25 protein-coding genes and 1 pseudogene are annotated in these 26,484 nt (G+C 72.5%); 11 read left to right on the plus strand and 15 right to left on the minus strand.

Features of this window, described 5'->3' with window-relative positions:
- Positions 1-37: 37 nt before the first annotated feature.
- Positions 38-1,588, minus strand: a complete 1,551-nt coding sequence (locus ACQEVS_RS08185) for an anthranilate synthase component I (protein ID WP_433017263.1) — start codon at positions 1,586-1,588, stop codon at positions 38-40.
- An 11-nt stretch (positions 1,589-1,599) separates the two neighbouring features.
- Positions 1,600-2,025, minus strand: a complete 426-nt coding sequence (hisI, locus tag ACQEVS_RS08190) for a phosphoribosyl-AMP cyclohydrolase (protein ID WP_433017266.1) — start codon at positions 2,023-2,025, stop codon at positions 1,600-1,602.
- Positions 2,026-2,089: 64 nt separating this feature from the next.
- On the opposite strand from hisI, the gene ACQEVS_RS08195 reads away from it, so the two are divergent.
- Entirely contained in the window at positions 2,090-2,983 is an 894-nt protein-coding gene (locus ACQEVS_RS08195; protein ID WP_433017269.1) for a hypothetical protein, read from the plus strand.
- Positions 2,984-3,054: 71 nt separating this feature from the next.
- Positions 3,055-3,687: a TIGR03085 family metal-binding protein gene (locus tag ACQEVS_RS08200; protein ID WP_433017272.1), complete on the plus strand. Its 633-nt coding sequence runs from the start codon at positions 3,055-3,057 to the stop codon at positions 3,685-3,687.
- 143 nt (positions 3,688-3,830) lie between these two features.
- Here ACQEVS_RS08200 and hisF read toward each other — a convergent pair whose 3' ends face one another.
- The 8 genes from hisF to hisD are packed head-to-tail and all read right to left on the minus strand — an operon-like array spanning position 3,831 to position 9,520.
- On the minus strand, positions 3,831-4,586 hold the full coding sequence (gene hisF, locus ACQEVS_RS08205; RefSeq protein WP_433017275.1) for an imidazole glycerol phosphate synthase subunit HisF: 756 nt from the start codon (positions 4,584-4,586) through the stop codon (positions 3,831-3,833).
- Positions 4,583-4,987, minus strand: a complete 405-nt coding sequence (locus ACQEVS_RS08210; protein WP_433017278.1) for a RidA family protein — start codon at positions 4,985-4,987, stop codon at positions 4,583-4,585. Before ACQEVS_RS08210 ends, hisF begins: the two co-directional genes overlap by 4 nt.
- Positions 4,984-5,709: a bifunctional 1-(5-phosphoribosyl)-5-((5-phosphoribosylamino)methylideneamino)imidazole-4-carboxamide isomerase/phosphoribosylanthranilate isomerase PriA gene (gene priA / locus ACQEVS_RS08215; RefSeq protein ID WP_433017281.1), complete on the minus strand. Its 726-nt coding sequence runs from the start codon at positions 5,707-5,709 to the stop codon at positions 4,984-4,986. The genes ACQEVS_RS08210 and priA overlap by 4 nt, the downstream gene beginning before the upstream one ends.
- Complete coding sequence (gene hisH, locus ACQEVS_RS08220; protein ID WP_433017284.1) at positions 5,709-6,344, minus strand: imidazole glycerol phosphate synthase subunit HisH; 636 nt, start codon at positions 6,342-6,344, stop codon at positions 5,709-5,711. The genes priA and hisH overlap by 1 nt, the downstream gene beginning before the upstream one ends.
- Positions 6,341-6,508, minus strand: coding sequence for a hypothetical protein (locus ACQEVS_RS08225; protein ID WP_433017287.1), 168 nt, complete (start codon positions 6,506-6,508; stop codon positions 6,341-6,343). Before ACQEVS_RS08225 ends, hisH begins: the two co-directional genes overlap by 4 nt.
- Positions 6,505-7,101, minus strand: a complete 597-nt coding sequence (hisB, locus tag ACQEVS_RS08230; protein ID WP_004955323.1) for an imidazoleglycerol-phosphate dehydratase HisB — start codon at positions 7,099-7,101, stop codon at positions 6,505-6,507. The genes ACQEVS_RS08225 and hisB overlap by 4 nt, the downstream gene beginning before the upstream one ends.
- Positions 7,098-8,201 carry a histidinol-phosphate transaminase gene (locus ACQEVS_RS08235; protein WP_433017290.1) on the minus strand — a complete coding sequence of 368 codons (1,104 nt, stop codon included), beginning with the start codon at positions 8,199-8,201 and terminating at the stop codon, positions 7,098-7,100. Before ACQEVS_RS08235 ends, hisB begins: the two co-directional genes overlap by 4 nt.
- The gene (gene hisD / locus ACQEVS_RS08240; protein ID WP_433017293.1) at positions 8,198-9,520 is read right to left on the minus strand and encodes a histidinol dehydrogenase; all 1,323 of its coding nucleotides are present in this window, start codon (positions 9,518-9,520) and stop codon (positions 8,198-8,200) included. The genes ACQEVS_RS08235 and hisD overlap by 4 nt, the downstream gene beginning before the upstream one ends.
- Before the next feature lie 245 nt (positions 9,521-9,765).
- On the opposite strand from hisD, the pseudogene ACQEVS_RS08245 reads away from it, so the two are divergent.
- From ACQEVS_RS08245 to ybaK, 3 genes and pseudogenes are all read left to right on the plus strand, one after another.
- Positions 9,766-11,366: pseudogene (locus ACQEVS_RS08245) on the plus strand (oxidoreductase).
- 61 nt (positions 11,367-11,427) lie between these two features.
- Entirely contained in the window at positions 11,428-12,165 is a 738-nt protein-coding gene (locus ACQEVS_RS08250) for an LON peptidase substrate-binding domain-containing protein (RefSeq protein WP_433017296.1), read from the plus strand.
- Positions 12,166-12,182: 17 nt separating this feature from the next.
- Positions 12,183-12,680 carry a Cys-tRNA(Pro) deacylase gene (gene ybaK / locus ACQEVS_RS08255; protein ID WP_433017299.1) on the plus strand — a complete coding sequence of 166 codons (498 nt, stop codon included), beginning with the start codon at positions 12,183-12,185 and terminating at the stop codon, positions 12,678-12,680.
- A 322-nt stretch (positions 12,681-13,002) separates the two neighbouring features.
- Here the strand turns inward: ybaK and ACQEVS_RS08260 are convergent, their stop codons facing one another.
- The 4 genes from ACQEVS_RS08260 to ACQEVS_RS08275 all read right to left on the minus strand — a co-directional run bounded on the left by ACQEVS_RS08260 (position 13,003) and on the right by ACQEVS_RS08275 (position 17,087).
- Complete coding sequence (locus tag ACQEVS_RS08260) at positions 13,003-13,626, minus strand: ABC transporter permease (protein WP_433017302.1); 624 nt, start codon at positions 13,624-13,626, stop codon at positions 13,003-13,005.
- A 59-nt stretch (positions 13,627-13,685) separates the two neighbouring features.
- Positions 13,686-14,522 (minus strand): ABC transporter permease, encoded by an 837-nt coding sequence (locus ACQEVS_RS08265; RefSeq protein ID WP_433017305.1) that lies wholly within the window; start codon positions 14,520-14,522, stop codon positions 13,686-13,688.
- A gap of 85 nt (positions 14,523-14,607) precedes the next feature.
- Complete coding sequence (locus ACQEVS_RS08270; protein WP_433027374.1) at positions 14,608-15,579, minus strand: ABC transporter ATP-binding protein; 972 nt, start codon at positions 15,577-15,579, stop codon at positions 14,608-14,610.
- Positions 15,580-15,809: 230 nt separating this feature from the next.
- On the minus strand, positions 15,810-17,087 hold the full coding sequence (locus ACQEVS_RS08275) for an NYN domain-containing protein (protein WP_433017308.1): 1,278 nt from the start codon (positions 17,085-17,087) through the stop codon (positions 15,810-15,812).
- A 283-nt stretch (positions 17,088-17,370) separates the two neighbouring features.
- Here ACQEVS_RS08275 and ACQEVS_RS08280 point away from each other — a divergent pair, with 283 nt between their 5' ends.
- Positions 17,371-17,532, plus strand: coding sequence for a hypothetical protein (locus tag ACQEVS_RS08280; RefSeq protein WP_433017311.1), 162 nt, complete (start codon positions 17,371-17,373; stop codon positions 17,530-17,532).
- A 78-nt stretch (positions 17,533-17,610) separates the two neighbouring features.
- Here ACQEVS_RS08280 and dnaE read toward each other — a convergent pair whose 3' ends face one another.
- On the minus strand, positions 17,611-21,150 hold the full coding sequence (dnaE, locus tag ACQEVS_RS08285) for a DNA polymerase III subunit alpha (protein WP_433017314.1): 3,540 nt from the start codon (positions 21,148-21,150) through the stop codon (positions 17,611-17,613).
- A gap of 205 nt (positions 21,151-21,355) precedes the next feature.
- On the opposite strand from dnaE, the gene ACQEVS_RS08290 reads away from it, so the two are divergent.
- The 5 genes from ACQEVS_RS08290 (at position 21,356) to ACQEVS_RS08310 (ending at position 26,359) form a co-directional block, all read left to right on the plus strand.
- Positions 21,356-21,988: a hypothetical protein gene (locus ACQEVS_RS08290; protein ID WP_433017317.1), complete on the plus strand. Its 633-nt coding sequence runs from the start codon at positions 21,356-21,358 to the stop codon at positions 21,986-21,988.
- Positions 21,989-22,028: 40 nt separating this feature from the next.
- Positions 22,029-22,856: a thioredoxin domain-containing protein gene (locus tag ACQEVS_RS08295; RefSeq protein ID WP_433017320.1), complete on the plus strand. Its 828-nt coding sequence runs from the start codon at positions 22,029-22,031 to the stop codon at positions 22,854-22,856.
- A 67-nt stretch (positions 22,857-22,923) separates the two neighbouring features.
- Positions 22,924-23,613, plus strand: coding sequence for a hypothetical protein (locus tag ACQEVS_RS08300; RefSeq protein WP_433017323.1), 690 nt, complete (start codon positions 22,924-22,926; stop codon positions 23,611-23,613).
- Between the two features lie 41 nt (positions 23,614-23,654).
- Positions 23,655-24,488 carry a thioredoxin domain-containing protein gene (locus ACQEVS_RS08305; RefSeq protein ID WP_433017326.1) on the plus strand — a complete coding sequence of 278 codons (834 nt, stop codon included), beginning with the start codon at positions 23,655-23,657 and terminating at the stop codon, positions 24,486-24,488.
- 173 nt (positions 24,489-24,661) lie between these two features.
- Positions 24,662-26,359, plus strand: coding sequence for an alkaline phosphatase D family protein (locus ACQEVS_RS08310; RefSeq protein WP_433017329.1), 1,698 nt, complete (start codon positions 24,662-24,664; stop codon positions 26,357-26,359).
- Positions 26,360-26,484 lie beyond the last annotated feature (125 nt).

Raw genomic sequence — 26,484 nt, forward strand, 5'->3', positions numbered from 1 at the left:
ACTATCCCCTGCGCCCGCGCGCGCCGCGCAGCCGGGGTCACGCCGGTGCCCCCGGGCGGGTGAGCCGGGCGGCGCCGTGCACGGCCCGCAGCACGGCGGCGGCCTTGTTGCGGCACTCGGTGTCCTCGGCCACCGGGTCGGAGTCGGCGACGACGCCCGCGCCCGCCTGGACGTAGGCGGTGCCGTCGCGCAGCACGGCGGTGCGGATGGCGATGGCGGTGTCGGAGTCCCCGGCGAAGTCGAGGTAGCCGACGCAGCCGCCGTACAGGCCGCGGCGGGACGGTTCGAGCTCCTCGATGATCTGCATGGCCCGGGGCTTGGGCGCGCCGGAGAGGGTGCCGGCCGGGAAGCAGGCGGTGAGCACGTCGAACGCCGTCCGGCCGGGCGCGAGGCGGCCGGTGACCGTGGAGACGATGTGCATGACGTGGCTGTAGCGCTCGATGGACATGAAGTCGACGACCTCGACGCTGCCGGGTTCGCAGACCCGGCCCAGGTCGTTGCGGCCGAGGTCGACGAGCATCAGGTGCTCGGCGCGCTCCTTGGGGTCGGCGAGGAGTTCCTCGGCGAGGGCGGCGTCGGCCTGCGGGGTGGCGCCGCGCGGGCGGGTGCCGGCGATGGGGTGGACCATGGCCCGCCCGTCCTCGACCTTCACCAGCGCCTCGGGGCTGGAGCCGACGACCTGGAAGCCGTCGAACTGGAAGAGGTACATGTACGGGCTGGGGTTGGTGGCCCGCAGCACCCGGTAGACGTCCAGCGCGGAGGCCGCGCACGGCGTCTCGAACCGCTGCGAGGGCACGACCTGGAACGCCTCGCCGGCCCGGATGCGCTCCTTGATGTCCTCGACGGCCGCCTGGTAGTCGGCGCCGCCCCAGCGGGCGGTGAACTCCGGCAGCTCGGCGGGCGGCAGCACGGTCGGGTGGGTGGGGACGGGCCGGTGCAGGTCGGCGGTCATCGCGTCGAGGCGGGCCACGGCGTCCGCGTACGCCTCGTCGACGCCCGTCTCCAGGTCGTTGTGGTTGATCGCGTTGGCGATCAGCAGGACCGTGCCGTTCCAGTGGTCGAGGACGGCGAGGTCCGAGGTGAGCAGCATGGTGAGTTCGGGCAGCCCGAGCCCGTCGCCCTCCGAGTGCCGGTCGCCGATCCGCTCCAGGCGGCGGACGACGTCGTAGCCCAGGTAGCCGACCATGCCGCCGGTGAAGGGCGGCAGCCCGGCGCCCTCGATCAGGTCGCGCGGGGTGTGCAGCGCCTCGACGGTCGCCCGCAGGGTGCGCAGCGGGTCGCCGTCGGTGGGGACGCCGACGGGCGGGGTGCCCAGCCAGTGCGTCTCCCCGTCCCGCGCCGTGAGGGTGGCGGCGCTGCGGACGCCGATGAACGAGTAGCGCGACCAGCTCCGGCCCTGTTCCGCGGACTCCAGCAGGAACGTGCCCGGCCGTTCGGCGGCGAGCTTGCGGTAGAGGGCGACGGGGGTGTCGCCGTCGGCCAGGAAGCGCCGGGTGACCGGGATGACCCGGCGGTCCTTGGCCAGCGCGCGGAAGGTGTCGGCGTCGGGGAGCTGAGCGGGCCCCGGAGCGGTGGAGGTGGCAGCCATGCCAGCGGAGCCTACTGGCCCAACGGCAGCTCCCCGGCGTCGAAACAGGTGCGCGTCCCGGTGTGGCACGCCGGACCGGTCTGGTCGACCTTGACGAGGAGGGTGTCGCCGTCGCAGTCCAGGGCCACGGACTTGACGTGCTGGACGTGGCCGGAGGTGTCGCCCTTGACCCAGTACTCGTTGCGGCTGCGGCTCCAGTAGGTGCAGCGGCCGGTGGTGAGGGTGCGGTGCAGCGCCTCGTCGTCCATCCAGCCGAGCATCAGCACCTCGCCGGTGTCGTACTGCTGGGCGACGGCCGGCACCAGGCCCTCGGCGGTGCGCTTGAGGCGCGCGGCGACCGCGGGGTCGAGTGCGGTGCTGCCGGGGACGGCGGGACGGGAGGAGCGAGGGGAGCCGGTGGGGCCGGTCTCGGAACTGGAAAGGGGCTTGCCGGTCATGGAGCCATTGTGCCGCTCCCGGACCGGTCGCATGGATGTCCGAGGGATACGGCATGCTTCCGTCATGACCTCACCGCCTCCTCCCCCTCCCTCCAATCCGCCGCAGCCGCCCGGGGGCGGCGGCGGTTTCGGACCGCCGTCGGGCTTCGGGCCGCCGCCCGAGCAGCCCCCGCCCTACGGCGACGGACAGCCGGGCCCCGGCGGGCAGCCCCCGTACGGCGGGCAGCCGCCCTACGGCGGACAGCCCCCGTACGGGCAGGGCCCGCAGCCGTACGGCCAGAACCAGCCGCCGGGGTACGGCCCTTACGGGTCGCAGCCCGGGATGGCGCCGCCGCCCTCGGGGGGCGGCGGGGCCAAGGTGGCCGCCATCGTGGTGGGCGCGGTACTGGTGGTCGGCCTGATCGTGGGCGGCGTCATCTTCGCCACCAAGGACTCCGGGGGCGACGACAAGCCGTCCGCCAAGGGCTCGTCCTCCCCGAGCACCTCGTCGAGCGAGGCCCCGTCGTACAGACCGTCACCGCTGCCGACGCTCCCGCACATACCCCTGCCGCCGACGGGCTCCGCCGAGCCGTCGCCCTCCGGTTCGTCGTCGATCGTGGTGCCCATGGTCGTCATCAAGCCCGGCGAGTGCTTCGACCACCCGGCGATGACCCCGTCCGTCACCCGCGTCGAGAAGAAGTCCTGCGATGGCAGCCACGACGGCGAGGCGATCACCAACCGGACGCTGAGCAACGGCCTGCTGACCGAGTCGGACATCCAGGAGAAGGCCCGCGGCCTGTGCAAGCCGGACGCCGAGCGACGGCTGCGCGCCGTGAACGACGGCCGCCTGTACTACTACTTCGCGCTCTACCCCAACGAACGGACGTACCTGCTGACCGGCGAGCGCCGGGTCACCTGCTGGATCGCCCGCAGCGACAAGCCGGGCGGCGCCAAGCTGACGGCCCCCCTGCCCGAATAGCCGGCCCCGCCCGAGCGGCCGGCGGGCGCGGCGCCGTGGCACGACGGCGGCGCCGACCGTAGGCTGCCGTCATGTCGACCCACGCACAGCGCGAACGCCTGCTTCTCGCGGATCTGTTGGAGACCGCGGGCCCGAACGCCCCGACGCTCTGCCAGGGGTGGAGCGCCCGCGATCTCGCGGCCCACGTCGTGGTGCGCGAACGCCGCTCGGACGCCGCGGCGGGCGTCCTGTTCAAACCCCTGGCCGCCCGCCTGGAACGGGTCCAGGCCGAGTTCGCCGCCAAGCCGTACGAGGAACTGGTCCAGCTCATCCGCACCGGGCCGCCGCGCACCTCGCCGTTCGCCCTCAAGCAGCTCGACGAGGCCGCCAACACCGTCGAGTTCTACGTCCACACCGAGGACGTCCGGCGCGCCCAGCCCGACTGGACGCCTCGGGAGCCCGACCCCGTCTTCGCCGACGCTCTCTGGACCCGCCTGGAGAAGATGGCTCGCGTCCTCGGCCGCAAGGCGCCGGTCGGCGTCGTCCTCCGCCGACCGGACGGCCGCACGGCGGTCGGCAACCGGGGCGTCCCCGTCGTCACCGTCACCGGTGAACCGGGTGAGCTGACGCTGTTCGCCTTCGGGCGGCAGTCCGCCGCGCGGGTGGAGCTGGAGGGTGACGAGGTCGCGAAGGCGAAGTTGCTGGCGGCGCGGCTGGGGTTGTGAGGGTCCCCGGTCCCGCCCAGTCCACGCCGGACGGGCTGAATTCAGCCCGTCCGGCGTTTGAGGACAACCGCGCGGAGCGCGGTTTCGGGGGTGCGGGGGCTTGCCCCCGCAAGAAACGGCGAAAGGGCGGGACCGGGGCAACCTCACCGCACGGGATGCCCCGCATCCCGCAACGCCCCCTTGACCTCCCCGATCCGCAGATCACCGAAGTGGAACACGGACGCGGCCAACACCGCGTCAGCACCGGCCGCGACCGCCGGCGCGAAATCGCCAAGCTTCCCCGCGCCGCCACTCGCGATCACCGGCACGGAGACATGCCGCCGCACCGCGGCGATCATCTCCGTGTCGTACCCGTCCTTCGTCCCGTCCGCGTCCATCGAGTTAAGCAGGATCTCCCCGGCGCCCAGCTCCGCCGCCCGATGCGCCCACTCAACGGCGTCAAGCCCGGTCCCCCGCCGCCCGCCATGCGTGGTGACCTCAAACGACCCCGAGGCAGTCCGCCGCGCGTCGACCGACAGCACCAGCACCTGCCGCCCGAACCGCTCGGCGATCTCCCGCACCAGATCGGGCCGCTCGATCGCCGCCGTATTGACCCCGACCTTGTCGGCCCCGGCCCGCAGCAGCTTGTCGACGTCGTCGGCGGTCCGAACCCCACCACCCACGGTCAGCGGGATGAAAACCTGCTCGGCGGTCCGCCGCACCACGTCATAAGTCGTCTCGCGATTGCCGGAGGAAGCCGTGATGTCGAGGAAGGTGAGCTCGTCGGCGCCCTCCCGCCCGTAGACGCGGGCCATCTCGACGGGGTCGCCCGCGTCGCGCAGGTTCTGGAAGTTGACCCCCTTGACGACGCGGCCGTTGTCCACGTCCAGGCAGGGGATGACTCGGACCGCGAGGGTCACGCCGATGCTCCTCTGAATGCTTCTACTTCTACTTCGACCAGGACGCGCGAGTCGACGAAGCCGGACACGACGACCATGGTCGCGGCGGGCCGGATCCCGTCGAAGAGTTCCTTGTGGGCGCGGCCGACCGCGTCCACGTCCCGCGCATGGGTCAGGTACATCCGGGTGCGGACGACGGACTCGGGGCCGAGGCCGAACTCCTCCAGTGCGGCGAGCGCGTTGGAGAAGGCGGCGCGGGCCTGCTCGTAGGGGTCGCCCTCGCCGACGAGGACGCCGTCGACGAGCGGCATGGTGCCGGCGACGTGCACCCGGTCCCCGGCCGCCACGGCACGCGCGAAGCCGATCGTCGCTTCCCAGGGACTGTCTGTCTGCACGCGCTGCGGGGCCGGGGTCTCACTCATACGGACACTGCCTCCAGGGCCTCTTCCAGGGTGAACGCCTTCGCGTAGAGGGCCTTGCCCACGATCGCGCCTTCGACACCTTCCGGCACCAGACCGGCGATCGCCCGGAGGTCGTCGAGGGAGGAGACTCCGCCGGAGGCGACGACCGGCTTGTCGGTGGCCGCGCAGACGTTCTTCAGCAGCTCCAGGTTGGGGCCCTGGAGGGTGCCGTCCTTGGCGATGTCGGTGACGACGTAGCGGGCGCAGCCCTCGGAGTCGAGGCGGGCGAGCGTCTCGTAGAGGTCGCCGCCGTCGCGGGTCCAGCCGCGCCCGCGCAGCGTGGTGCCGCGCACGTCGAGGCCGACGGCGATCTTGTCGCCGTGCTCGGCGATGACCCTGGCGACCCACTCGGGGGTCTCCAGGGCGGCCGTGCCCAGGTTGACGCGGGTGCAGCCGGTGGCGAGGGCGGCGGCCAGCGAGGCGTCGTCGCGGATGCCGCCGGACAGCTCGACCTTGATGTCCATGGCCCGGACGACCTCGGCGATCCGCTCCCGGTTGTCGCCGGTGCCGAACGCGGCGTCCAGGTCGACGAGGTGCAGCCACTCGGCGCCGGCCTGCTGCCAGGCGCGGGCGGCGGCCAGCGGGTCGCCGTACGAGGTCTCGGAGCCCGACTCGCCATGGACGAGGCGTACGGCCTGGCCGTCGCGGACGTCGACGGCGGGGAGGAGTTCGAGCTTGGGCATCAGAGGGTCTCGATCCAGTTGGTCAGCAGCTGGGATCCGGCGTCGCCGGACTTCTCGGGGTGGAACTGGGTGGCCCACAGGGGCCCGTTCTCGACGGCCGCCACGAACGGTTCGCCGTGCTCGGCCCAGGTCACCAGGGGCGGCTTGATGGCCTCGTTGGTGACTTCGAGGCTCCAGTCGCGGACGGCGTAGGAGTGCACGAAGTAGTAGCGGGTGTCCGCGTCGAGGCCGGCGAAGAGGGCGGAGCCCTCGGCGGGGGTGACGGTGTTCCACCCCATGTGCGGGACGACCGGGGCCTTGAGCGGCTCGACGGTGCCGGGCCACTCGTCCAGGCCGTCGGTCTCGACGCCGTGCTCGACGCCCCGGGCGAAGAGGACCTGCATGCCGACGCAGATGCCCATCACGGGCCGGCCGCCGGACAGCCGCCGGTCGACGATCCAGTCGCCGCGGGCCGCGCGCAGCCCGCTCATGCAGGCGGCGAACGCGCCGACGCCGGGGACGAGGAGGCCGTCGGCGTTCATGGCCCGGTCGAAGTCGCGGGTGATCTCCACGTCGGCGCCGACGTGGGCGAGGGCCCGCTCGGCCGACCGGACGTTGCCGAACCCGTAGTCGAAGACGACAACCTTCTTGCTCATGACCACAGGCTTTCGATCCGCATCACACCGGCGGCCAGCGCCATCGCGGCGCCGATGCCGAGCAGCACGATGACGCCCTTCGGCATCCCCTGCTTGGCGAAGGAGATGATCCCGCCGACGAGGAAGAGCCCGACCAGGATCAGGGCGGTGGAGAGGCCGTTCACAGCGCACCCTTCGTGGACGGGAGGATTCCGGCGGCCCGCGGGTCGCGCTCGCACGCGTACCGCAGCGCCCGCGCCAGCGCCTTGAACTGGCACTCCACGATGTGGTGCGCGTTGCGCCCGTACGGCACGTGGACGTGCAGCGCGATCTGCGCCTGGGCGACGAAGGACTCCAGTATGTGCCGGGTCATCGTCGTGTCGTAGGTGCCGATCATCGGCGCGATGTTCTCGGGCTCGGTGTGCACCAGGTACGGCCGGCCGGAGAGGTCGACGGTCACCTGGGCCAGCGACTCGTCCAGCGGGACCGTGCAGTTGCCGAAGCGGTAGATGCCCACCTTGTCGCCGAGCGCCTGCCGGAAGGCGGCGCCCAGCGCGAGGGCGGTGTCCTCGATGGTGTGGTGGGTGTCGATGTGCAGGTCGCCGTCGGTCTTGACGGTGAGGTCGAACAGCCCGTGCCGGCCGAGCTGGTCGAGCATGTGGTCGTAGAAGCCGACGCCCGTCGACACGTCGACCTGCCCGGTCCCGTCGAGGTCTATCTCGACCAGGACGGACGTCTCCTTGGTGGTCCGCTCGACGCGACCCACGCGGTGGTTCATCGGTTCTCCTTCATGACGGCGCGCACCGCGTCCAGGAACGCGTCGTTCTCCTCGGGGGTGCCCGCGGTGACCCGCAGCCGGCCGGGCACGCCGTTGTCCCGGACCAGGACGCCCCGGTCGAGAATGGCCTGCCAGGCGGCGTGGGCGTCCTCGAACACCCCGAACTGGACGAAGTTCGCGTCGGACGCGGTGACCTCGCAGCCCATCGCCCGCAGCTCGGCGACCAGGCGGTCCCGCTCGGACTTGAGCCGCTCGACGTAGCCGAGCAGCGTGTCGGTGTGCTCCAGCGCCGCGAGGGCGGTCGCCTGGGTGACGGACGAGAGGTGGTACGGCAGCCGGACGAGCTGCACGGCGTCCACCACCGCCGGGCCGGCGGCGAGGTAGCCCAGTCGCAGCCCGGCCGCGCCGAACGCCTTGGACATCGTCCGCGAGACGACGAGGTGCGGCCGGCCCTCGATCAGGGGCAGCAGCGACGGGTGGTGGCTGAACTCGCCGTACGCCTCGTCCACGACGACGATCGACGGCTTGGCCGCCTGCGCCGCGTCGTACAGCCGCAGCACGGTCTCCGCGTCGACGGCGGTGCCGGTGGGGTTGTTGGGCGAGCAGACGAAGACGACGTCGGGGCGGTGCTCGGCGATGGCGTCGACCGCCGCGTCCACGTCGATGGTGAAGTCGTCCCGGCGCGGCCCGGCGAGCCAGCCGGTGCCGGTGCCGCGGGAGATCAGCGCGTGCATCGAGTACGAGGGCTCGAAGCCCATCGCCGTACGGCCGGGCCCGCCGAAGGTCTGCAGCAGCTGCTGGAGGACCTCGTTGGAGCCGTTGGCCGCCCACACGTTCGCGCACGCGACCTCGTGCCCGCCGGTGCGGGTGAGGTACTCGGCGAGCCGGGTGCGCAGCTCGACCGCGTCCCGGTCCGGGTAGCGGTTGAGGTCCCGGGCGGCCTCGGCGACGCGCTCGGCGATCCGCGCGACCAGGGCCTCGGGCAGCGGGTAGGGGTTCTCGTTGGTGTTCAGCCGGACGGGGACGTCGAGCTGCGGCGCGCCGTACGGGGTCTTGCCGCGCAGTTCGTCCCGGATGGGGAGTTCGTCGATTCTCGTCACTTGCCCTGTGGCACCTTCCACCCGAACCGCGCCTTGAGCGCCGCGCCGTGCGCCGGCAGGTCCTCCGCCTCCGCCAGCGTCACCACGTGGTGGGTGACGTCGGCGAGCGCGTCGCGGCTGTAGTCCACGACGTGGATGCCGCGCAGGAAGGACTGCACGGACAGGCCGGAGGAGTGGCAGGCGCAGCCGCCGGTGGGCAGGACGTGGTTGGAGCCGGCGCAGTAGTCGCCGAGGGAGACGGGCGCGTACGGGCCGACGAACACCGCGCCGGCGTTGCGGACCCGGGCGGCGACGGCGGAGGCGTCGGCGGTCTGGATCTCCAGGTGCTCGGCGGCGTAGGCGTCGACGACGGCGAGGCCCTGGTCGAGGTCGTCGACGAGGACGATCCCGGACTGCCGGCCGGCCAGCGCCTCGGTGATCCGCTCCACGTGCCTCGTCGCGGCGACCTGGGTCTTCAGCTCGGCCTCGACGGCCTCGGCGAGCGCCTCGGAGGGCGTGACGAGGACGGCGGCGGCCAGCGTGTCGTGCTCGGCCTGGCTGATCAGGTCGGCGGCGACGTGCGCGGCGTCGGCGGTGTCGTCGGCGAGGATCGCGATCTCGGTCGGGCCGGCCTCGGCGTCGATGCCGATACGGCCCTTGAGCAGCCGCTTGGCGGCGGCGACCCAGATGTTGCCGGGGCCGGTGACGAGCTGGGCGGGCCGGCACTCGTCGGTGCCGTAGGCGAACATGGCGATGGCCTGGGCGCCGCCGGCCGCGTACACCTCGTCCACGCCGAGGAGGGCGCAGGCGGCGAGGATGGTGGGGTGCGGCAGCCCGCCGAAGTCCTTCTGCGGCGGGGACGACACGGCCAGCGAGGCGACGCCGGCCTCCTGCGCGGGCACCACGTTCATCACGACGGACGACGGGTAGACGGCGTTGCCACCCGGCACGTACAGGCCGACGCGCTCGACGGGCACCCAGCGCTCGGTGACCGTGCCGCCGGGGACGACGGTGACGGTCTTGTCGGTGCGGCGCTGCTCGCGGTGGACGAGGCGGGCGCGGCGGATGGACTCCTCCAGGGCGGCGCGGACCGCCGGGTCCAGCTCCGCCAGGGCGCGCTCGATCGCCTCGGGCGCGACGCGTACCCGGTCGATGGTGACGCCGTCGAACTTCTCCGCGTAGTCGATCAGTGCCGCCGTCCCGCGATGATGCACGTCCTCGCAGATGGGCCGCACCTTCTCCAGGGCGGCCTCGACGTCGAGTTCGGCTCGGGGCAGCAGGTCGCGGTCGATGACGCCGTCGGTGACGGCTCCGCCGCGCAGATCGATTCGGGAGATCACATGGCCAATTGTCTCAGACCCGTCCCGGCACACCGCTCTCCGTACCACCCAGTGATACGCCGGCCGGGAATGGATCTTCACTCCGTCGCACCCGCCGGCCGAGGTGCTTGACGGGCGCCCGTCAAAGTCGTCGCACGCTGCGTGTTCAAGGGGTCACCCACCGGGAATCGAGCCAGTACGCGTGGCCGGCGCCACGGGGGTGACAGGCGTCCGGCGCCGCCCGAGCGTGCGAGAGGGAGGGAACCGTGACCGCGTCGCCCGACGGAGATCCGCCCCCCGGCCTGGAGCTCACCCCCGCCGAACGGGGCATGTGGCGGGCGTTCCGCTCCGGCACCACCCACGACCTGCGCACCCCGCACCCGGAGCGGAACGACCCCGACGGCCCGTACACCTGGGGCCCCGAGCGCAGCGTGCGGGCCCGGGTGATCGCGCTGCTGCTGCTCGACGGGCCGCCCGCGTTACCCGGCCGGGTGCCGGCGCTCAAGCTCAACGGGGTGCAGATCACCGGGCTGCTGGACCTTTCCGGCGGCACGGTCGTCCCCTACGTGGAGCTGCAGAACTGCCGTTTCGAGCAGCAGGTGCTGCTGCCCGAGTGCCGGTTCACCACCCTGCGGCTGGTCGGCTGCACCCTGCCCCGGCTGGAGGCCGCCCGGCTGCACACCGAGGGCGACCTGCACCTGCCGCGCTGCGTCGTCCGGCGCGGGATCCGGCTCAGCGACGCCCGGGTCGGCACCGACCTGCTGCTCAACCAGGCCGTGGTCCGCCGCGACCGGCGCGGGGTGTGCATCGCCGCCGACGGCCTCACCGTCGGCCAGGACCTTCAGGCGGAGCTGGCCCGCGCGTACGGGGAGCTGAGCCTGCGCGGCGCCAAGATAGGCGCCTCGCTCAGCCTGCGCGGCACCACCCTCAGCAACCCCTTCGGGCGGCGGGCGCTCAACGCCCCGCAGCTCACCGTCGAGCGGACCGTCTACTTCACCCCCGCCGCCGAGGAAGGCCCGGTGATCTCCGGCGCCACTCCCCCGTACGGGATCTCGCCGACCGGCCCGGTGTACGGGACGCGGCTGCGGAACTTCAGCTGCGAGGGCGGGATGCGGCTGGACGACGGGCGGTTCGGCGACGCCCTCGACTTCAGCGGCGCCCGGCTGGCGCTCTCCGACGGGCAGGAGGTGTCGCTGCGCCGCATCCAGACGCCGGAGCTGCGCTTCCTCGGGCAGCGGCCGGAGCACGGGCGGGTGGTGCTGTCCGGCGCCCGGGTGGTCAACCTCGTCGACCGGTGGGAGAGCTGGCCCGGCCCCGGCGGGCTGGTGATGGCCGGGTTCTCGTACGAGACGCTGATACCGCACGGCCCGTTCCCGCTGCCCCGGCGGCTGGAGTGGGTGGCCGCCGCGACCCCGGAGTACGCCCCCGAGCCGTACGAGTGCCTGGCCGCCTCGCTGCGGGACAGCGGCGAGGACACCGACGCCCGGGCGGTGCTGCTCGCCAAGCAGCGGCGGCGCCGCGAGACGCTGCCGCTCGCCGGGAAGGCGTGGGGCTACCTCCAGGACTGGACGGTGGCCTACGGCTACCGCCCCGGGCGGGCCGCGCTCTGGATGGCGGTGCTGTGGGCGCTGGGCACCCTGTGGTTCGCCCGCCACCCGCTGCCGCCGGTCAAGCCCGAGGAGTCGCCCACCTGGAACGCGGCGCTCTACACCCTCGACCTGCTGCTGCCCGTGGTCGACCTCGGGCAGGGCCAGGCGTGGAAGACCGAGGGGCGGGGCAGTGGCTGGCCTCGGCGCTGGTGCTGATCGGCTGGGTGCTGGCGACGACGGTCGCGGCGGGCGCGTCGCGACTCCTGCGCCGGCAGTGACGGGGGCGGTGGTCGGCGGGAGGGAGCGCTCCCGCCCCCGCAGGGCCTAGGCTTACCGGCTGTGACCACCGCGCGCCTCCCGATCTTCCCCCTCAACTCGGTGCTGTTCCCGGGCCTCGTCCTGCCTCTGAACGTCTTCGAGCAGCGGTACCGCGCGATGATGCGCCACCTCGCGGACCTGCCCGACGACGCCCCGCGCCGGTTCGGCGTCGTGGCCATCCGCGACGGCTTCGAGGTCGCGCACAGCGCCCCCGGCCTGCCGGCCGAGACCCGCCCGGAACCGGGCCCGGCGACGGGCTTCGGCCCGGACCCGCTGGCCGCGTTCCACGCCGTCGGCTGCGTGGCCGAGGCCGCGACGCTGCGGGAGCGCCCGGACGGCACGTACGAGGTCCTGGCCACCGGGACGACCCGGTTCCGGCTGCTGTCGGTCGACGCCTCCGGCCCGTTCCTCACCGGCGAGACGGAGGAGCTGGAGGAACGTCCCGGCGAGGGGGCCGGCGCGCTGGCCTCCGGGGTGCTGCGGGCGTTCCGCGCCTACCAGAAGCGACTGGCCGGGGCCAGCGAACGGACCCTGGCCGGCCGGCAGGACATCCCCGAGGAGCCGTCCGTGCTCTCGTACCTCGTCGCCTCGGCCGCCATGCTCGACGTCCCGGCCAAGCAGCGGCTCCTCCAGGCCCCCGACACCGCGTCCCGCCTGGCGGACGAACTGAGGCTGCTGCGCACCGAGACCGCCTTGATCGGTAAGCTCCCCTCGCTGCCCGCGGTGGACTTCACCCGGCGGCCGACCAGCCCCAACTGAGCGGAGGCGAAGGAGAGTTGGCGAAGAAAGCCGCAGGGACGTCGGGCGGCACCCCCGCCGTGGTCGCCCTGGAGAAGGCGGGCGTCCCGTTCACCCTGCACGCCTACACCCACGACCCGGCGTCCGCGTCCTACGGCGAGGAGGCCGCCGACGCCCTGGGCGTGGAGCCCGGCCGCGTCTTCAAGACCCTGGTGGCGGAGGTGGACGGCACCCTGACGGTGGCCGTCGTCCCCGTCAGCGGCTCCCTGGATCTGAAAGCCCTGGCGGCGGCGGTGGGCGGCAAGCGGGCCGCGATGGCGGATCCGGCGGCGGCGGAGCGGACCACCGGGTACGTGCGGGGCGGCATCTCGCCGCTCGGGCAGCGCAAGCGGTTGCGTACGGCGGTCGACGCATCTGCTTTGGCGCACGCGACGATCCACGTGTCGGCGGGGCGCCGGGGGCTGGAAGTGGAGCTGGAGCCGCAGGTTCTGGTGGGGCTGACGGGGGCGAAGGTCGCGGAGATCGCGCGGGTGTGAGGGTGGGTGGGGTGCCCCGGTCCCTCCCTTTCACCGTTTCTTGCGGGGCAAAGCCCCCGCACCCCCGCAGCGCCCTGCGGGCGCTGTCCTCAAACGCCGGACGGGCTGATCAGCCCGTTGGGGTGCCCCCTCTGGGGGAGGGACCGGGGCAACACCCCCTGGACGCCGACGCCACACCGCGCTACGACAGAAGCGCGACGCGTCAGCGACCCGCCCACGAAAGGGCCCGCATGTCCAAGCGCACCCGCAAGCGCAAGTGGCGTCTCAAGAAGAACCGAGCGAACCACGGCCGTCGTCCGGCCTGAGCAAGGCTCAGCGAGACTCAGCGAGAGGACACCCCGGGCCCGGCGCCCGCCTCCCACGGCGGGCCCGGCTCCGGATCCCGCGGCCCGAACGCCGCGGTGAGCAGCAGATGCACGGCCATCGCCGCGATCGGGAAGGCCAGCAGCATCCCCTTCGCGCCAAGCCGCAACGGCGCGTCGAAGACGACCCCCTTGCCGACCGACCGCGCATGAGCCACCACGTCCGAGGCCGGTCCCATGTAGACGCCCAGCCGCCAGGCGAGGACCGAGGCCAGCAGGGCGCCGGCCGCCAGCGCGGCGACGATTGCGATGCCGCCGGCCCGCCGGAAGAGGAAGACCAGGGCCGCGGCCACCGCACCGAAGCCGAGGCCGAGCAGGGCGAACGTGCCGTCGGCGCCGATCGCCTGCTCGCCCTCCGAGTTCTTGAGGAACACGGCCCGGCCGTCGGAGATCAGCGGCACGTGCGGCGCCAGCCACACCCACAGCAGCCCGAACAGCGCCCCGGAGAGCGTCACGGCCGCGGCCACGACGCCCGCGGCGGGCAGTTCGGCGCGCACCGCGTCGAGGAGGGCGGCCCGGCCGTCGCGGCTCTCGTAGGAGGGGCGGTGCGAGGGCCGGTCGTTGGGGGTCAGTGGTGCGGTCACCCCGCCATCGTGCCAGGTCGAGGACGCGCCGTCGGCGGCAGGACGGGCATCGCGGCGCGTCACCGCACGGCCGCCCGGCGGTACGCCCAGGTGGCGACGGCCAGCGAGACCACGCCGACGGCCGCGCAGACGCCGAGGTCCCCGGCGACCCGCAGCCAGTCGGGGTGCGCGTCGAAGCTGCGGGCGAACGCCTCCACGCCGTAGGTGGACGGCAGCAGGTCGCGGGCGAGGGCGATCGGCGCGGGCATGTGGGAGACGGGCAGCACGCCGAGCAGCAGCGCCGCCGACATCCCGAGCTGTCCGAGGAGCGTCGCCAGTTCCTGCCGGGGCGCGAGCAGCCCGAGGGCGGCGCCGAGCCCGGCCAGGGCGGCCCCGGCCAGCGGGATGACGCCGGCCAGCACCCACAGGTGGGTCAGCGGCAGCTTGAACAGCACGCTCCCGATGACGGCGGTGACGGCCGTCCCGGGCACAGTGAACGAGGCGTACGCGCCGGCCGCGCCGAGCACGACCGCGGCGGGCGGCACGGGCAGCGTCGCATAGTGGTCGAGTCCGCCGCTCGCGCGCAGCTGCCCGAAGTACTGGGCCAGCAGGTTGAGCGCGACGAACGCGACCACCAGCACGCTGGAGCCGGCCACGACGGCCCGCGCCTCGTCCCCGCCGTCGACGACGCCGCGCATCAGGATCATGATGCCGACGGACTGGAAGGTCGCCACGAACAGCAGCGGGATCCGCGCCACCCGGGCGCGGGAGAGCTGCGCCCGGTAGACGGCCGACAGCGCGGGCAGCAGCCGGGCGCGCGGCGCCAGCGGCGCGGGCTCCCCGCCCACGGGCCGGGACCGGACCGCACCCCGCTCCCGTGCCTTCCCGGACACCGCTTCTGCGGACACAGCACTCACGCGGAACGACTCCTGTTCGGTACGGGCGGTACAGGCCGTACGGGCGTCACGGGCAGCACGGCGGCGGACGTTCCTCGGGCCCTCGTCACCCCTTCACCAGACCCTCCGCACGGCCGCCCAGCGCGAGGTACACATCCTCCAGGCTGGGCGTGGCGAGCGTGAAATCGTCGAGCGCGGCGAAGGCGGGGCCGCCGGTGACGGCGGCGACGGCCGCCCGCGCCTCGGCGTGGCCGAGCCGCAGCGACCAGCGGCGGCCGGTCTCGGTGGCGATGCCGCGGAGCGCCGCGACCTCGGGGACGTCGAGCGGCGGCGCGTCGCGCCAGACGAGGTCGAGCCGCACCTCGTCCGCGACGAGCTCCTTGAGCCCGGCCGGGGTGTCGCAGGCGATGATCCGCCCGCGCTCCAGCACGGCGACCCGGTCGAGGACGGTCTCGGCCTCGATGACGTTGTGGGTGACGAGCAGGACGGTCGCCCCGCGCTCGGCGCGCCGCCGGTCCACGGCGGCCCAGACCGCGCGCCGGGCGACCGGGTCCATGCCCGTGGTCGGCTCGTCGAGGACCAGCAGCGGGCGGTCGCCGACCAGGGTGGCGGCGAAGCAGGCGAGGCGGCGCTGGCCGCCGGAGAGCTTCTTCAACGGCCGGCCCGCGAGCGGCCCCAGCCCCAGTTCGTCCAGCACCGCGTCCCGCTCGGCCCGCGCCGCCCGCAGCCCCAGGCCGCGCAGCCGTCCGGTCGTCTCGGCGGCCAGCGCCACCGTCAGCTCGTCGAGCGCGCTCGACTGCTGCCCGAGGTAGCCGACGAGCCGCGCCGCGCGGTCCGGGTACCGGACGAGGTCGTGCCCCAGCATCTCGACGCTGCCCCGGTCGGGACGGAGGAGGCCGGTGAGCTGGCGGACGAGGGTGGTCTTGCCGGCGCCGTTCGGGCCGAGCAGTCCGAAGATCTCGCCTCGGTGGACGTCGAGGTCGATGCGGTCGCTGGCGCGGATCTCCTCGTGCCCCTGCGCGCCGCGCCGCCCGCGGGCGGCGGGATACGTCTTGACGAGCCCGCGCACGCTGCACACGGCGTCCACCGGCTCCCCGGCGTGCCCTGCCGCCTGCTTCACGCCCATCCTCACGAGCTATGAGGGTACGCGTAGGGCGGGGGGCGGCTGCGGTTGGGGTAGGGGGGTGTTGCTCGCGGGGCAAGCCCCATCCAGCCCGTCCGGCGTTTGAGGACGAGCGGCGAAGCCGCGACAAGCGGGGTCTGGGGCGCAGCCCCAGGAAGCGGCGAAGGGGAGGGACCGGGGCACCCTCAATCGCCGGCAGGCGCGTGCTCCGCCGCCGTCCGCGCGTCGATCTCGCGCCAGAACCCGGCGCGAATCGCGTACCGGTCCCGCTCGTCGATCTGGTCGTCCTTGTGCGCCAGCAGCCCGAACCGCGCCGCGTACCGCAGCAGCTCCCCGTCGATCCGATGCGGGATCCGCGGATACTCCGTCGACAAGTGCTGGAGGTGCACGGAATCGGTGATCCGCTCGGTCCACCGCCGGGCGAACACCTGTCCGACCTCGAAGGGGTCACCTCCCACGGTGGTGATGTCCTCCTCCCGGTCGGCCCACCGCTGCTCCGCGCTGGTGAGCTGGGCGAGCGTCGGGAGGGCGGCGATCTCGGGAGGTTCCCCGGAGCCGTTGCCCGGCCCCCGGTCGACCAGCCCCCGGTCGGAGGACCAGCGCAACGTGGCGTTCGGATGGCCGAGAGCGGGCGGCGCCGTCACGGCCGGACCGGCGGCGGGCCCCTTGCCGAGGACGGCGAGGTCCTTGGGCGTGGGCACGGTCCGGGTGCCCGACGCGTCCCCCCGCTCGGCGGCAGCGGCGGCGGGCACCGGCGCGGGGCGCACCCCGTTCCGTACGGGCTCCCGCCGCTCGGCGGGCGAGGCCGGCGCCCCCACCCGCTCGCCCGCCCCGCCGCTCTCGGGCAGCGGCGCGGAGAGGATCGCCGCGATCTCCGGTTCGGCGGTGGGGGCGGGCGCACAGGGCCCGGTGAGCTCCCGGGCGCGGACGGCGCGGGTGATCCAGGTGCGGTCGAGGACGCGGCGTTCGTCGGCCTCGGCGACGAGGTCCTCGGACTGGTTGTAGTCGCCGTCGGCGGCCTGGACGGCCCAGAGGTGGACGGCGACGCCGTGTTCCTTGGCGGACATCAGGCCGGGCAGCAGGTCGCCGTCGCCGGTGACCAGGACGATGTCGGAGCAGGCCCGGTTGCGGGCGAGTTCGGTGAGTTCGGCGTGCATGGCCGCGTCGACGCCCTTCTGGGCCCAGCGGCCGTCGGTGCGGGTGAGGGCGCCGAGCCGGACGGTGACCCTGGGCATCACGCGCAGCCGGCGGTGCTCGGGCTGGGGCACCCGGTCAGGGGCGCCGTCGAACCAGTAGATGCGCAGCAGGGGGCGTTGGGTGTCGTCCTCGGCGCGTTCGCGCAGACCCTGGATGAGGGTGGTGTGGTCGACGGTGATGCGGGACCGGGCGGGCTCCCCGGCCAGCAGGCTGGCGGCGGCGCCCAGCAGGTACCCGGCGTCCACCAGGACGACGCAGCGGTCCACGGTGCACCTTCTCTCCGTATGTCCAGCATGTCCGGCATGTCGAGTGATGCGGTCGCCCCCGGCACGGCAGTGCCCCGGTTGTCACATGGCTTTCCCAGGAGTCTGCCCGACCGCACGGGGGTTATCAGTCCGAACTGGATCATCGGCGTGGCGGATACGGGGTGCGGCCGAGAAGTATCCCTGTCACACATGGTTATGGACCGAAATGCGGGTTTCGTCCACGCGTGCCAGGGTGTTGTGCGGAGACACCGGGGGGCATCCGGAGTGGAGGCGAACAACGGCCATGGCCAAGAACAAGAAGCAGGACCGGAGTCAGCAGAAGACGACGCAGGCCGAGCGCGGCCAGCAGCAGGCGCAGAAGTCGTCCATGGAGGCCCAGTCGACGCGGGTGACGCCGGCGGACATCGCCCACAAGAGCCGGCAGAAGCGCTTCGGCCACAACTGACCGGCGCACGACCGGCGCCTCGACGCACGTGAGGGCGCGCCCGCGGCAAGCGGGCGCGCCCTCCGTCGTATAAGACCCTCAGCCCGCCAGGCAGGACGGCCCGAGGAGCTGCTTCAGGTCGCCGAACAGGGCGGGGTCGGGGTTGACCCGGTGCCGGTCCAGCCGCAGCACGGTCGTCTTGCGCGCGCCCTGGAGCTTGATGCGCACCTCGGTGGAGCCCCGGTGGTGGGTGAGCACCTGGCCGAGCCGCTCGACCAGCGGCGGGGTGACCTTCACCGTCGGGATGGAGATGATCACGGGGGCGTTCGTCCCCGCGTTGGACAGGTCGGGGACCATCAGCTCCATGGCGACCAGCCGCGGAATGTCCTCCCGCTTGTCCAGCCGGCCCTTGACGAAGACGACGGCGTCCTCGACGAGCTGGGTGGAGACCAGCTGGTAGGTGGCGGGGAAGAACATGCAGTCGATGGAGCCGGCCAGGTCCTCGACGGTGGCGATGGCCCAGGCGTTGCCCTGCTTGGTCATCTTCCGCTGGAGGCCGGAGATGATGCCGCCGATGGTGACGATCGCGCCGTCGGAGTAGTCGCCGCCGGTGAGCTGGCTGATCCCGGCGTCGGCCTTGTCGTTGAGGACGTGCTCGATGCCGAAGAGCGGGTGGTCGGAGACGTAGAGGCCGAGCATCTCGCGCTCCTGCGCGAGGAGGTACGACTTCTCCCACTCGACGTCGGAGAACTCCACGTCCAGCCCGAACCCGGGCTCGCTGCTGTCCTCCTCGCCCATGCCGCCGAAGAGGTCGAACTGCCCCTCGGCCTCCTTGCGCTTGACCTGCACCACGTTGTCGATCATCGGCTCGTAGTGCGCGGTGAGGCCCTTGCGGGTGTGCCCCATCTCGTCGAACGCACCGGCCTTGATCAGCGATTCGACGGTGCGCTTGTTGCAGACGACCGCCTCGACCTTGTCCAGGAAGTCGGGGAACGAGGTGTACTTCCCCTTGGACTTGCGGCAGCGGATGATCGAGTCGACGACGTTGGCGCCGACGTTGCGGACGGCGGTGAGGCCGAAGAGGATCACGTCGTCACCCTGGGCGGCGAAGTTGGCCTCGGACTCGTTGACGTTCGGCGGGAGCACCTTGATGCCCATGCGGCGGCACTCGTTGAGGTACGTCGCGGACTTGTCCTTGTCGTCCTTGACGGAGGTGAGCAGCGCCGCCATGTACTCGGCCGGGTGGTTGGCCTTGAGGTAGGCGGTCCAGTAGGACACCAGGCCGTACGCGGCGGAGTGCGCCTTGTTGAACGCGTAGCCGGCGAACGGGACCAGCACGTCCCAGAGCGCCTGGATGGCCTCGTCGGAGTAGCCCTTCTCCCGCGCGCCCTTCTGGAAGAGGACGAAGTTCTTCGCCAGCTCCTCGGGCTTCTTCTTGCCCATGACGCGTCGGAGGATGTCGGCCTCGCCGAGCGAGTACCCGGCGATGATCTGGGCGGCCTTCTGGACCTGCTCCTGGTAGACGATCAGGCCGTGGGTGACCGCCAGGACCTCCTGGAGCGGCTCCTCCAGCTCCGGGTGGATCGGGGTGATCTCCTGCTGGCCGTTCTTCCGCAGCGCGTAGTTGGTGTGCGAGTTCATGCCCATCGGGCCCGGCCGGTACAGGGCGGACACGGCGGAGATGTCTTCGAAGTTGTCGGGCTTCATCAGCCGCAGCAGGGACCGCATGGGCCCGCCGTCGAACTGGAAGACGCCGAGGGTGTCACCGCGCTGGAGCAGTTCGAAGGTCGTGGGGTCGTCGAGCGGCAGGCTCAGGAGATCGATGTCGATCCCCTTGTTGGCCTTCACCATCTTGACGGCGTCGTCCATGATCGTGAGGTTGCGCAGGCCGAGGAAGTCCATCTTCAGCAGGCCGAGCGACTCACAGCTCGGGTAGTCCCACTGGGTGATGGTGACGCCGTCGGAGTGCCTCACCCAGACCGGGACGTGGTCGGTGATCGTCTCGCTGGACATGATCACGCCGGCCGCGTGCACACCCATCTGGCGGACCAGGCCCTCGACGCCCATCGCGGTGTCGATGACCTTCTTGACGTCCGGCTCGTTCTCGTACATCGCCCGGACCTCGCCCGCCTCGCTGTAGCGGGGGTGGTTGGGGTCGGTGATGCCGGAGAGCGGGATGCCCTTGCCGAGGACGTCGGCGGGCATGGCCTTGGTGATGCGGTCGCCCATGGCGTACGGGTAGCCGAGGACGCGGGCCGAGTCCTTGATCGCGTTCTTGGCCTTGATGGTGCCGTAGGTGCCGATCATGGCGACCTTGTCGGCGCCGTACTTCTCGGTGACGTACCGGATCACCTCGGAGCGCCGGCGCTCGTCGAAGTCGATGTCGACATCGGGCATCGAGATGCGCTCGGGGTTGAGGAACCGCTCGAAGATCAGGCCGTGCGGGATGGGGTCGAGGTCGGTGATGCCCAGCGCGTACGCGACGATCGAGCCGGCCGCGGAGCCTCGGCCGGGGCCGACGGCGATGCCCTGCTTCTTGGCCCACATGATGAAGTCGGCGACCACGAGGAAGTAGCCCGGGAAGCCCATCGAGATGATCGTGTCCATCTCGTACTCGACCTGCTTCATGCGGTCCTCGGGGATGCCGCCGGGGAAGCGGCGGTGCATGCCCCGCATGGTCTCCTCGCGGAACCAGGTGACCTCGGTGTAGCCCTCGGGGATGTCGAACTTGGGCATGAGGTTCTTGGCCGTGAACATGCCCTCGACGTTGATCTGCTCCGCGACCAGGCGGGTGTTGGCGCAGCCCTCCTGCCAGGCGTCCGAGGAGTCGATGGCGTACATCTCCTCCGTGGACTTCAGGTAGTAGCCCGAGCCGTCGAACCGGAAGCGGTCCGGGTCGGAGAGGTTCTTGCCGGTCTGGATGCAGAGCAGGGCGTCGTGGGCCGCGGCCTCGTGCGCGTACGTGTAGTGGGAGTCGTTGGTGACCAGCGGCGGGATGCCCAGCTTCTTGCCGATCTCCAGCAGGCCGTCGCGGACCCGGCGCTCGATCTCGATGCCGTGGTCCATCAGCTCCAGGAAGTACCGGCCCTCGCCGAAGATGTCCTTGTAGTCCGAGGCCGCCTTGATCGCCTCGTCGAACTGGCCGAGGCGGAGCCGGGTCTGCACCTCGCCCGACGGGCAGCCGGTGGAGGCGATCAGGCCCTCCGACCACTGGGCGATGGTCTCCTTGTCCATCCGGGGCCACTTGGTCAGCCAGCCCTCGGCGTAGGCGTCGGAGGACAGCCGGAAGAGGTTGTGCAGGCCGGTGACGTCCGCCGCCCAGATCGTCTTGTGCGTGTAACCACCCGAACCGGACACGTCGTCCCGCTTCTGGTGCGGCTGGCCCCACTGGATGCGCCGCTTGTTCCGCCGGGACTCGGGCGCGACGTACGCCTCGATGCCGATGATCGGGGTGATCTCGGCCTTCTTCGCCTGGTGGAAGAAGTCGTAGGCGCCGTGCAGGTTGCCGTGGTCGGACATGGCGATGTGCGTCATGCCCATGTCCTTGCAGGCGGCGAACATGTCCTTCAGCCGCGCGGCGCCGTCCAGCAGCGAGTACTGGGTGTGGACGTGCAGGTGCGTGAAGGGCGGCTTGCTCACGGTGGAGGACCTCCGGCGGGACGGATGGGGGCGGGTGAGGAAAAGGGGAACTCGGCAGTCTTGAAGGTTACCGGGCCGCCTCGGACGCCACGGCGCGCCCGGGAAGCCACCCGCACCCCGGACGGCTCCTCAAACACTCATTCGATAATTGCCACATAATCACCCTTTAGGCAGCGCTTACCGCAGAACGTGCCAGACTCGTCATATGGACATATCGGCAGCACCGCCGCGGGCCCTGCGGGCGGCCCTGTTCACGGCGCTGTGCGTGCTGCTGTCCACCTCCTCCCACGTCCTGCTGTCCGGCCGGCAGCTCCCGGCGGCCGTCGTGGCCGCGGTGGCGGCGGGCGTCTACGCCGCGGCCTGGGCGCTGTACGGACGCGAGCGGGGGTACGGGCGCACCGCCGCCCTCCTGGTCCCCCTGGAACTGGCCGCCTCCACCGTCTTCACCACCGGCCAGCACGCCTGCTACGACCCCGCCGACCGACCCCTGCCCGGCGCCCTCACCCTGATCTGCGGCGGAGGCGGGGTGGGCGGCCCGCTGGCCCGGTTCGCCGGCCCCGGCACCGTCCCCTGGCTGGTGCTCGCCGGACACCTGGCGGCCGGCCTGCTGGCCGCCGCCTGGCTCGCCCGCGGCGAGGCGGCGCTCGGCCGGCTGGTACGCGCCGCCGGCGCCGCCGCCTTCCGTCCGCTGCGCCTGGCCACGGCCCGCACCACCCCGGCCGCTCCGGGACCCGCCCCCACGCGCCCCGCGCCCTACCTCCACCGCCCCGGCGCACGCCCCCTGCTCCTCCACTCCGTCATCCGCCGCGGCCCCCCGGCCCGGGCCGCCACCGCCTGACCGGAAACCCCCCGCAGCCACACCACGGAGAAGCAGCACCATGAGCAAGCGCAACAACTGGGAGAACAAGCAGTCCGCCCGCGAGCGGCTGCGCGCCGAGCGCGAGCAGCAGGCGAAGAAGGAGCGGACCCGCCGCCAGCTCCTCGTCGGCGGCGCGGTCGTCGGCGTCCTCGCCCTCGCGGCCGGCATCGGCGTGGCCGTGTCACAGCTCGGCGGCGACGGCAAGGACTCCGCGTGGGAGGCCGCCGCCAAGAAGACCCTCGTCAAGCCGGCCAACACCGCGGGCGACAAGGGCACCGAGATCGTCATCGGCGACAAGAACGCCAAGCACACCCTGGAGATCTACCAGGACATGCGCTGCCCGGTCTGCTCGGTCTTCGAGCAGAACGTCGGCGACACCATCGACAAGGACGTCAAGGCCGGCACGTTCAAGGTCAGGTACCACATCGGCGCCTTCCTCGACCGCGGCATGGGCGGCACCGGCGCCAAGAACGCGCTCAGCGCCGTCGGCGCGGCCCTCGACGTCAGCCCCGAGGCGTTCTCCGCCTACAACAAGGCCCTCTACTCCAAGGCCAACCACCCCGAGGAGACCAAGGACGCCTTCGCGAACGACGACACCCTGCTGAAGATCGCCCAGCAGGTCCCCGCCCTGAAGGGCAACGCCAAGTTCGAGAAGAACGTCAAGGACGGCACCTTCGACAAGTGGGCGCTGGAGATGTCCGACGAGTTCGACAGCCACAAGGACGTGACCGGAACGCCGACGATCAAGCTGGACGGTGAGAAGCTCACGGTGGACACCCCCCAGGGCAAGGGCGCTCCGATGACCGCCGAGCAGTTCCGCCAGGCGGTCGACGCGCGCCTGAAGTAGCCCGCGCGGCGCGGCTCCCGTCCCCGCCGGAAGATGCCGAATCTTGACACGACAATTACGGCGTGTCATGGCACACTTCCCGGTTATGGAGGGGACGGGAGTTCGGTTGCGGGCGCTGCGCGCCGCGCTGTTCACCGCGGTGTGCGTCACCCTGTCGTCCGCCTCCCACGTCCTCCTCTCCCGGATGCCGCTCCCGGTGTCCACGGTCGCCGCCCTGTCGGCCGCCTTCTTCGCCCTCGCCTACGCCCTGGCCGGCCGCGAGCGCGGCTACGGGCACATAGCCGCCCTCCTCGTCCCGCTGGAACTGGCCGCCGACACGGTCTTCACCACCGGCCAGCACGCCTGCTACGGCGCGGCGGGCGGCCCGGTCGCGGGCCCGCTGCGCTCGATGGGCATCGACCTGGTCTGCCGCGGCGGCGACGTCGGCACCCCCCTGGCCCACCTCACGACGGGCCAGACCCCGCCGGCGGACGCGCTGAACTCGGCGGTGCCGTGGCTGTTGTTGGCCCTGCACATCGCTGTCGGCATGCTGGCCGCCGCCTGGCTCCACCGCGGCGAAGTGGCCCTCGCCCGACTGCTCCGCGCGGTGGCCGCCTTCGCCTTCCGCCCGCTGCTGCTGGCCATCGCGACGGGCACGGCACCCGACCCGTCGGCCGTGACGGCACGCCCGTCCCGCGACACCCTGCGCCCTCGCGCGCTTCCCCTGCTCGTCCACTCCGTCGTACGTCGTGGACCGCCCCGGGCACTCACCGCCTGAGCGAACCGTCCCGACCTTCGTACGTCCCGTGAGAGGACATCATGAGCAACCGCAACAACGCCCAGAACAAGCAGGCCGCGCGCGAACGGCTGCGCGCCGAGCGCGAGCGCCAGGCCAAGAAGGACAAGACCAAGCGCCAACTCATCGTCGGCGCGGCCGTGGTGGGAGTCCTGGCGATCACGGCCGGTGTGGTCGTCGCGGTCACCAAGATGAACGACGGCACCAGCGACCACTGGAAGGCCGCCTCCGAGAAGACGCTCGTCAAGCCCGCCAACACCACCGGCGAGAACGGCAACGAGATCGTCATCGGCCAGAAGAGTGCCAAGGAAACCCTGACCATCTACGAGGACCCGCGCTGCCCCATGTGCTCGGACTTCGAGCAGGCCGTCGGCTCGACCGTCCGTCAGGACATGAAGGACGGGCGGTTCAAGGTCCGCTACGTCATGGTCAACTTCCTCGACCGCCAGCTCATGGGCGACGGCTCCAAGAACGCCGTCAGCGCCCTGGGCGCCGCCCTGAACGTCAGCCCGGACGCCTTCCTCGACTTCAAGGAAGCCCTCTACTCCAAGAAGAACCACCCGGACGAGCGGGACGACGCCTTCGCCGACGACCAGCACCTCATCGACATAGCCCAGCAGGTCCCGGCCCTGAAGGGCAACACGAAGTTCGAGAAGAGCGTCAAGGACCACGTCTACGACCGCTGGGCCCTGGAGATGGGCAAGCTCTTCGGCAAGAACGGCGTGAACGGCACCCCGAGCCTCCTGCACGGTGACAAGCCCCTCACCGTGGAGGGACCCAACGGCCCGGTCCCGCCCGCGGCCAAGGAGCTGTACGACGGGGTCATGGACAAGGAATTCGGCCCGCGCAAGAAGTAGCGGCCGGCCCCGCGTCGAGGGAGGCGGACGGCCAAGCGGCCGTCCGCCTCCCCGGCGGCCCCCGACGGCGCGCGGAATCCGGCGTGAATTCGAGGCAACCGCGCGGGGTTAAGCGGGCGAACTCCTGACGAGACGTCCGCCCATATGTGCGAACGGCGTTAAAGTAAGCGCCCGTGAACCCACGTCCCCCGATATCCCGCCGCGCAGCCGTCACCGGCGCGGCGGCCACCGCCGCGCTGCTGCCCCTCGCCGTCGCCCCGGCCGCTCGTGCGGCCGGTGCCGCCCCCGCCGCGGGCCGTGCCGAGAAGACGGCGTCGGCCCCCGCCTTCCTGCACGGTGTCGCCTCCGGCGACCCGCTGCCCGACGGCATCCTGCTGTGGACCCGGGTGACCCCGGTCCCGGAGGCCGTGCCCGGGTCCGGGCTCGGCCCGGCCGTCCAGGTGAGCTGGCAGGTCGCCGAGGACGCCGGGTTCGGCCGGGTCGTCGCCTCCGGCACGGTCACCGCGTCCGCCGCCGGCGACCACACGGTCAAGGCCGACGTGCGCGGACTGCGGCCCGGCACCGACTACTTCTACCGGTTCACGGTCACCGGCGGCCCCGACGCCGGAAGTTCGGGCGAGGTCCACTCCCCCACCGGCCGGACGCGCACCGCACCCGCCCCCGACGTCCAGGCGGACGGCCTCCGCTTCGGCGTGGTCTCCTGCGCCAACTGGGAGTCGGGCCACTTCTCCGCCTACCGCCACCTCGCCGCCCGCCGCGACCTGGACGCGGTGCTGCACCTCGGCGACTACCTCTACGAGTACAAGTCGGGCGAGTACCCGGCCGCCAAGTACGTCGTCCGCCCGCACGAGCCCAGACACGAGATCATCACGCTCGCCGACTACCGCACCCGGCACGGCTGTCACAAGACGGACCCCGACCTCCAGGCCCTGCACGCGGCGCTGCCGTTCGTCGCCATCTGGGACGACCACGAGTTCGCCGACAACGCCTGGTCCGGCGGAGCCGTCAACCACACGCCTGGCGCCGAGGGCGAATGGAAGGACCGCGTCGCGGCGGCGAAGAAGGCGTACTTCGAGTGGATGCCCGTGCGCCCCTCCATCGAGGGCACCACCTACCGCCGGCTCCGCTTCGGCCGCCTCGCCGACCTGCACCTGCTGGACCTGCGCTCGTTCCGCTCGGAGCAGGTCAAGGCGGGCAGCGGCGCGGTGGACGACCCGTCCCGGACCCTCACCGGCCGCGCCCAGCTCGACTGGCTCAAGGACGGCCTGGCCGCCTCCGACACCACCTGGCGGCTCGTCGGCAACCCGGTGATGATGTCCCCGCTGGCCTTCGGCGCCATGCCCGCCCACCTCCTCAAGCCGCTCGCCAAGCTGCTGGGCCTGCCCGAGGAGGGCATCGCCGCCAACACCGACCAGTGGGACGGCTACACCCACGACCGCCGCGAACTCCTCGGCCACCTCACCGGCCACGGCATCGGCAACACCGTCTTCCTCACCGGCGACATCCACATGGCGTGGGCCAACGACGTGCCGGAGACGGCCGCGACGTACCCGGTCTCCCGCTCGGTCGCCACCGAGTTCGTCGTCACCTCGGTCACCGCCGACAACCTCGACGACACCCTCCACGTCCTCCCGCACACGGTCTCGCTCCCGGCCGTCGCCGCCATCAAGGCCGCCAACCGGCACGTGAAGTGGGTCGACATGGACTCGCACGGCTACGGCGTCCTCGACGTCACCGCCGAGCGCGCGCAGATGGACTACTACGTCCTCTCCGACAAGCGCGACCCGAAGGCGACGTCGTCGTGGGAGCGGTCGTACCGCACGCTGTCCGGGAGCCAGCGGGTGGAGCGGGTGAACGCGCCGGTGCGCTGAGCGCTGACGCGGCGGGGCGCCCCGGTCCGACCCCTTCGCCGTTTCTCGCGGGGGCTGCGCCCCCACGCCCCCGAAGCACGCTTCGCCGGACGGGCTGATTCAGCCCGTTGGGGGTACCCCCTCTG

The sequence above is a fragment of the Streptomyces sp. CA-181903 genome, assembly GCF_050937075.1.
Lineage (GTDB): Bacteria > Actinomycetota > Actinomycetes > Streptomycetales > Streptomycetaceae > Streptomyces.

Coding starts and splice junctions, on each gene's coding strand:
- hisH (WP_433017284.1), bottom strand. CDS start 6,344: ATGAGCAAGAAGGTTGTCGTCTTCGACTACGGGTTCGGCAACGTCCGG.
- ACQEVS_RS08185 (WP_433017263.1), bottom strand. CDS start 1,588: ATGGCTGCCACCTCCACCGCTCCGGGGCCCGCTCAGCTCCCCGACGCC.
- hisB (WP_004955323.1), bottom strand. CDS start 7,101: ATGAACCACCGCGTGGGTCGCGTCGAGCGGACCACCAAGGAGACGTCC.
- ACQEVS_RS08280 (WP_433017311.1), top strand. CDS start 17,371: ATGGCCAAGAACAAGAAGCAGGACCGGAGTCAGCAGAAGACGACGCAG.
- priA (WP_433017281.1), bottom strand. CDS start 5,709: ATGCCCAAGCTCGAACTCCTCCCCGCCGTCGACGTCCGCGACGGCCAG.
- ACQEVS_RS08290 (WP_433017317.1), top strand. CDS start 21,356: ATGGACATATCGGCAGCACCGCCGCGGGCCCTGCGGGCGGCCCTGTTC.
- ACQEVS_RS08195 (WP_433017269.1), top strand. CDS start 2,090: ATGACCTCACCGCCTCCTCCCCCTCCCTCCAATCCGCCGCAGCCGCCC.
- ACQEVS_RS08200 (WP_433017272.1), top strand. CDS start 3,055: ATGTCGACCCACGCACAGCGCGAACGCCTGCTTCTCGCGGATCTGTTG.
- ACQEVS_RS08300 (WP_433017323.1), top strand. CDS start 22,924: ATGGCACACTTCCCGGTTATGGAGGGGACGGGAGTTCGGTTGCGGGCG.
- ACQEVS_RS08305 (WP_433017326.1), top strand. CDS start 23,655: ATGAGCAACCGCAACAACGCCCAGAACAAGCAGGCCGCGCGCGAACGG.
- ACQEVS_RS08210 (WP_433017278.1), bottom strand. CDS start 4,987: ATGAGTGAGACCCCGGCCCCGCAGCGCGTGCAGACAGACAGTCCCTGG.
- ACQEVS_RS08295 (WP_433017320.1), top strand. CDS start 22,029: ATGAGCAAGCGCAACAACTGGGAGAACAAGCAGTCCGCCCGCGAGCGG.
- hisI (WP_433017266.1), bottom strand. CDS start 2,025: ATGACCGGCAAGCCCCTTTCCAGTTCCGAGACCGGCCCCACCGGCTCC.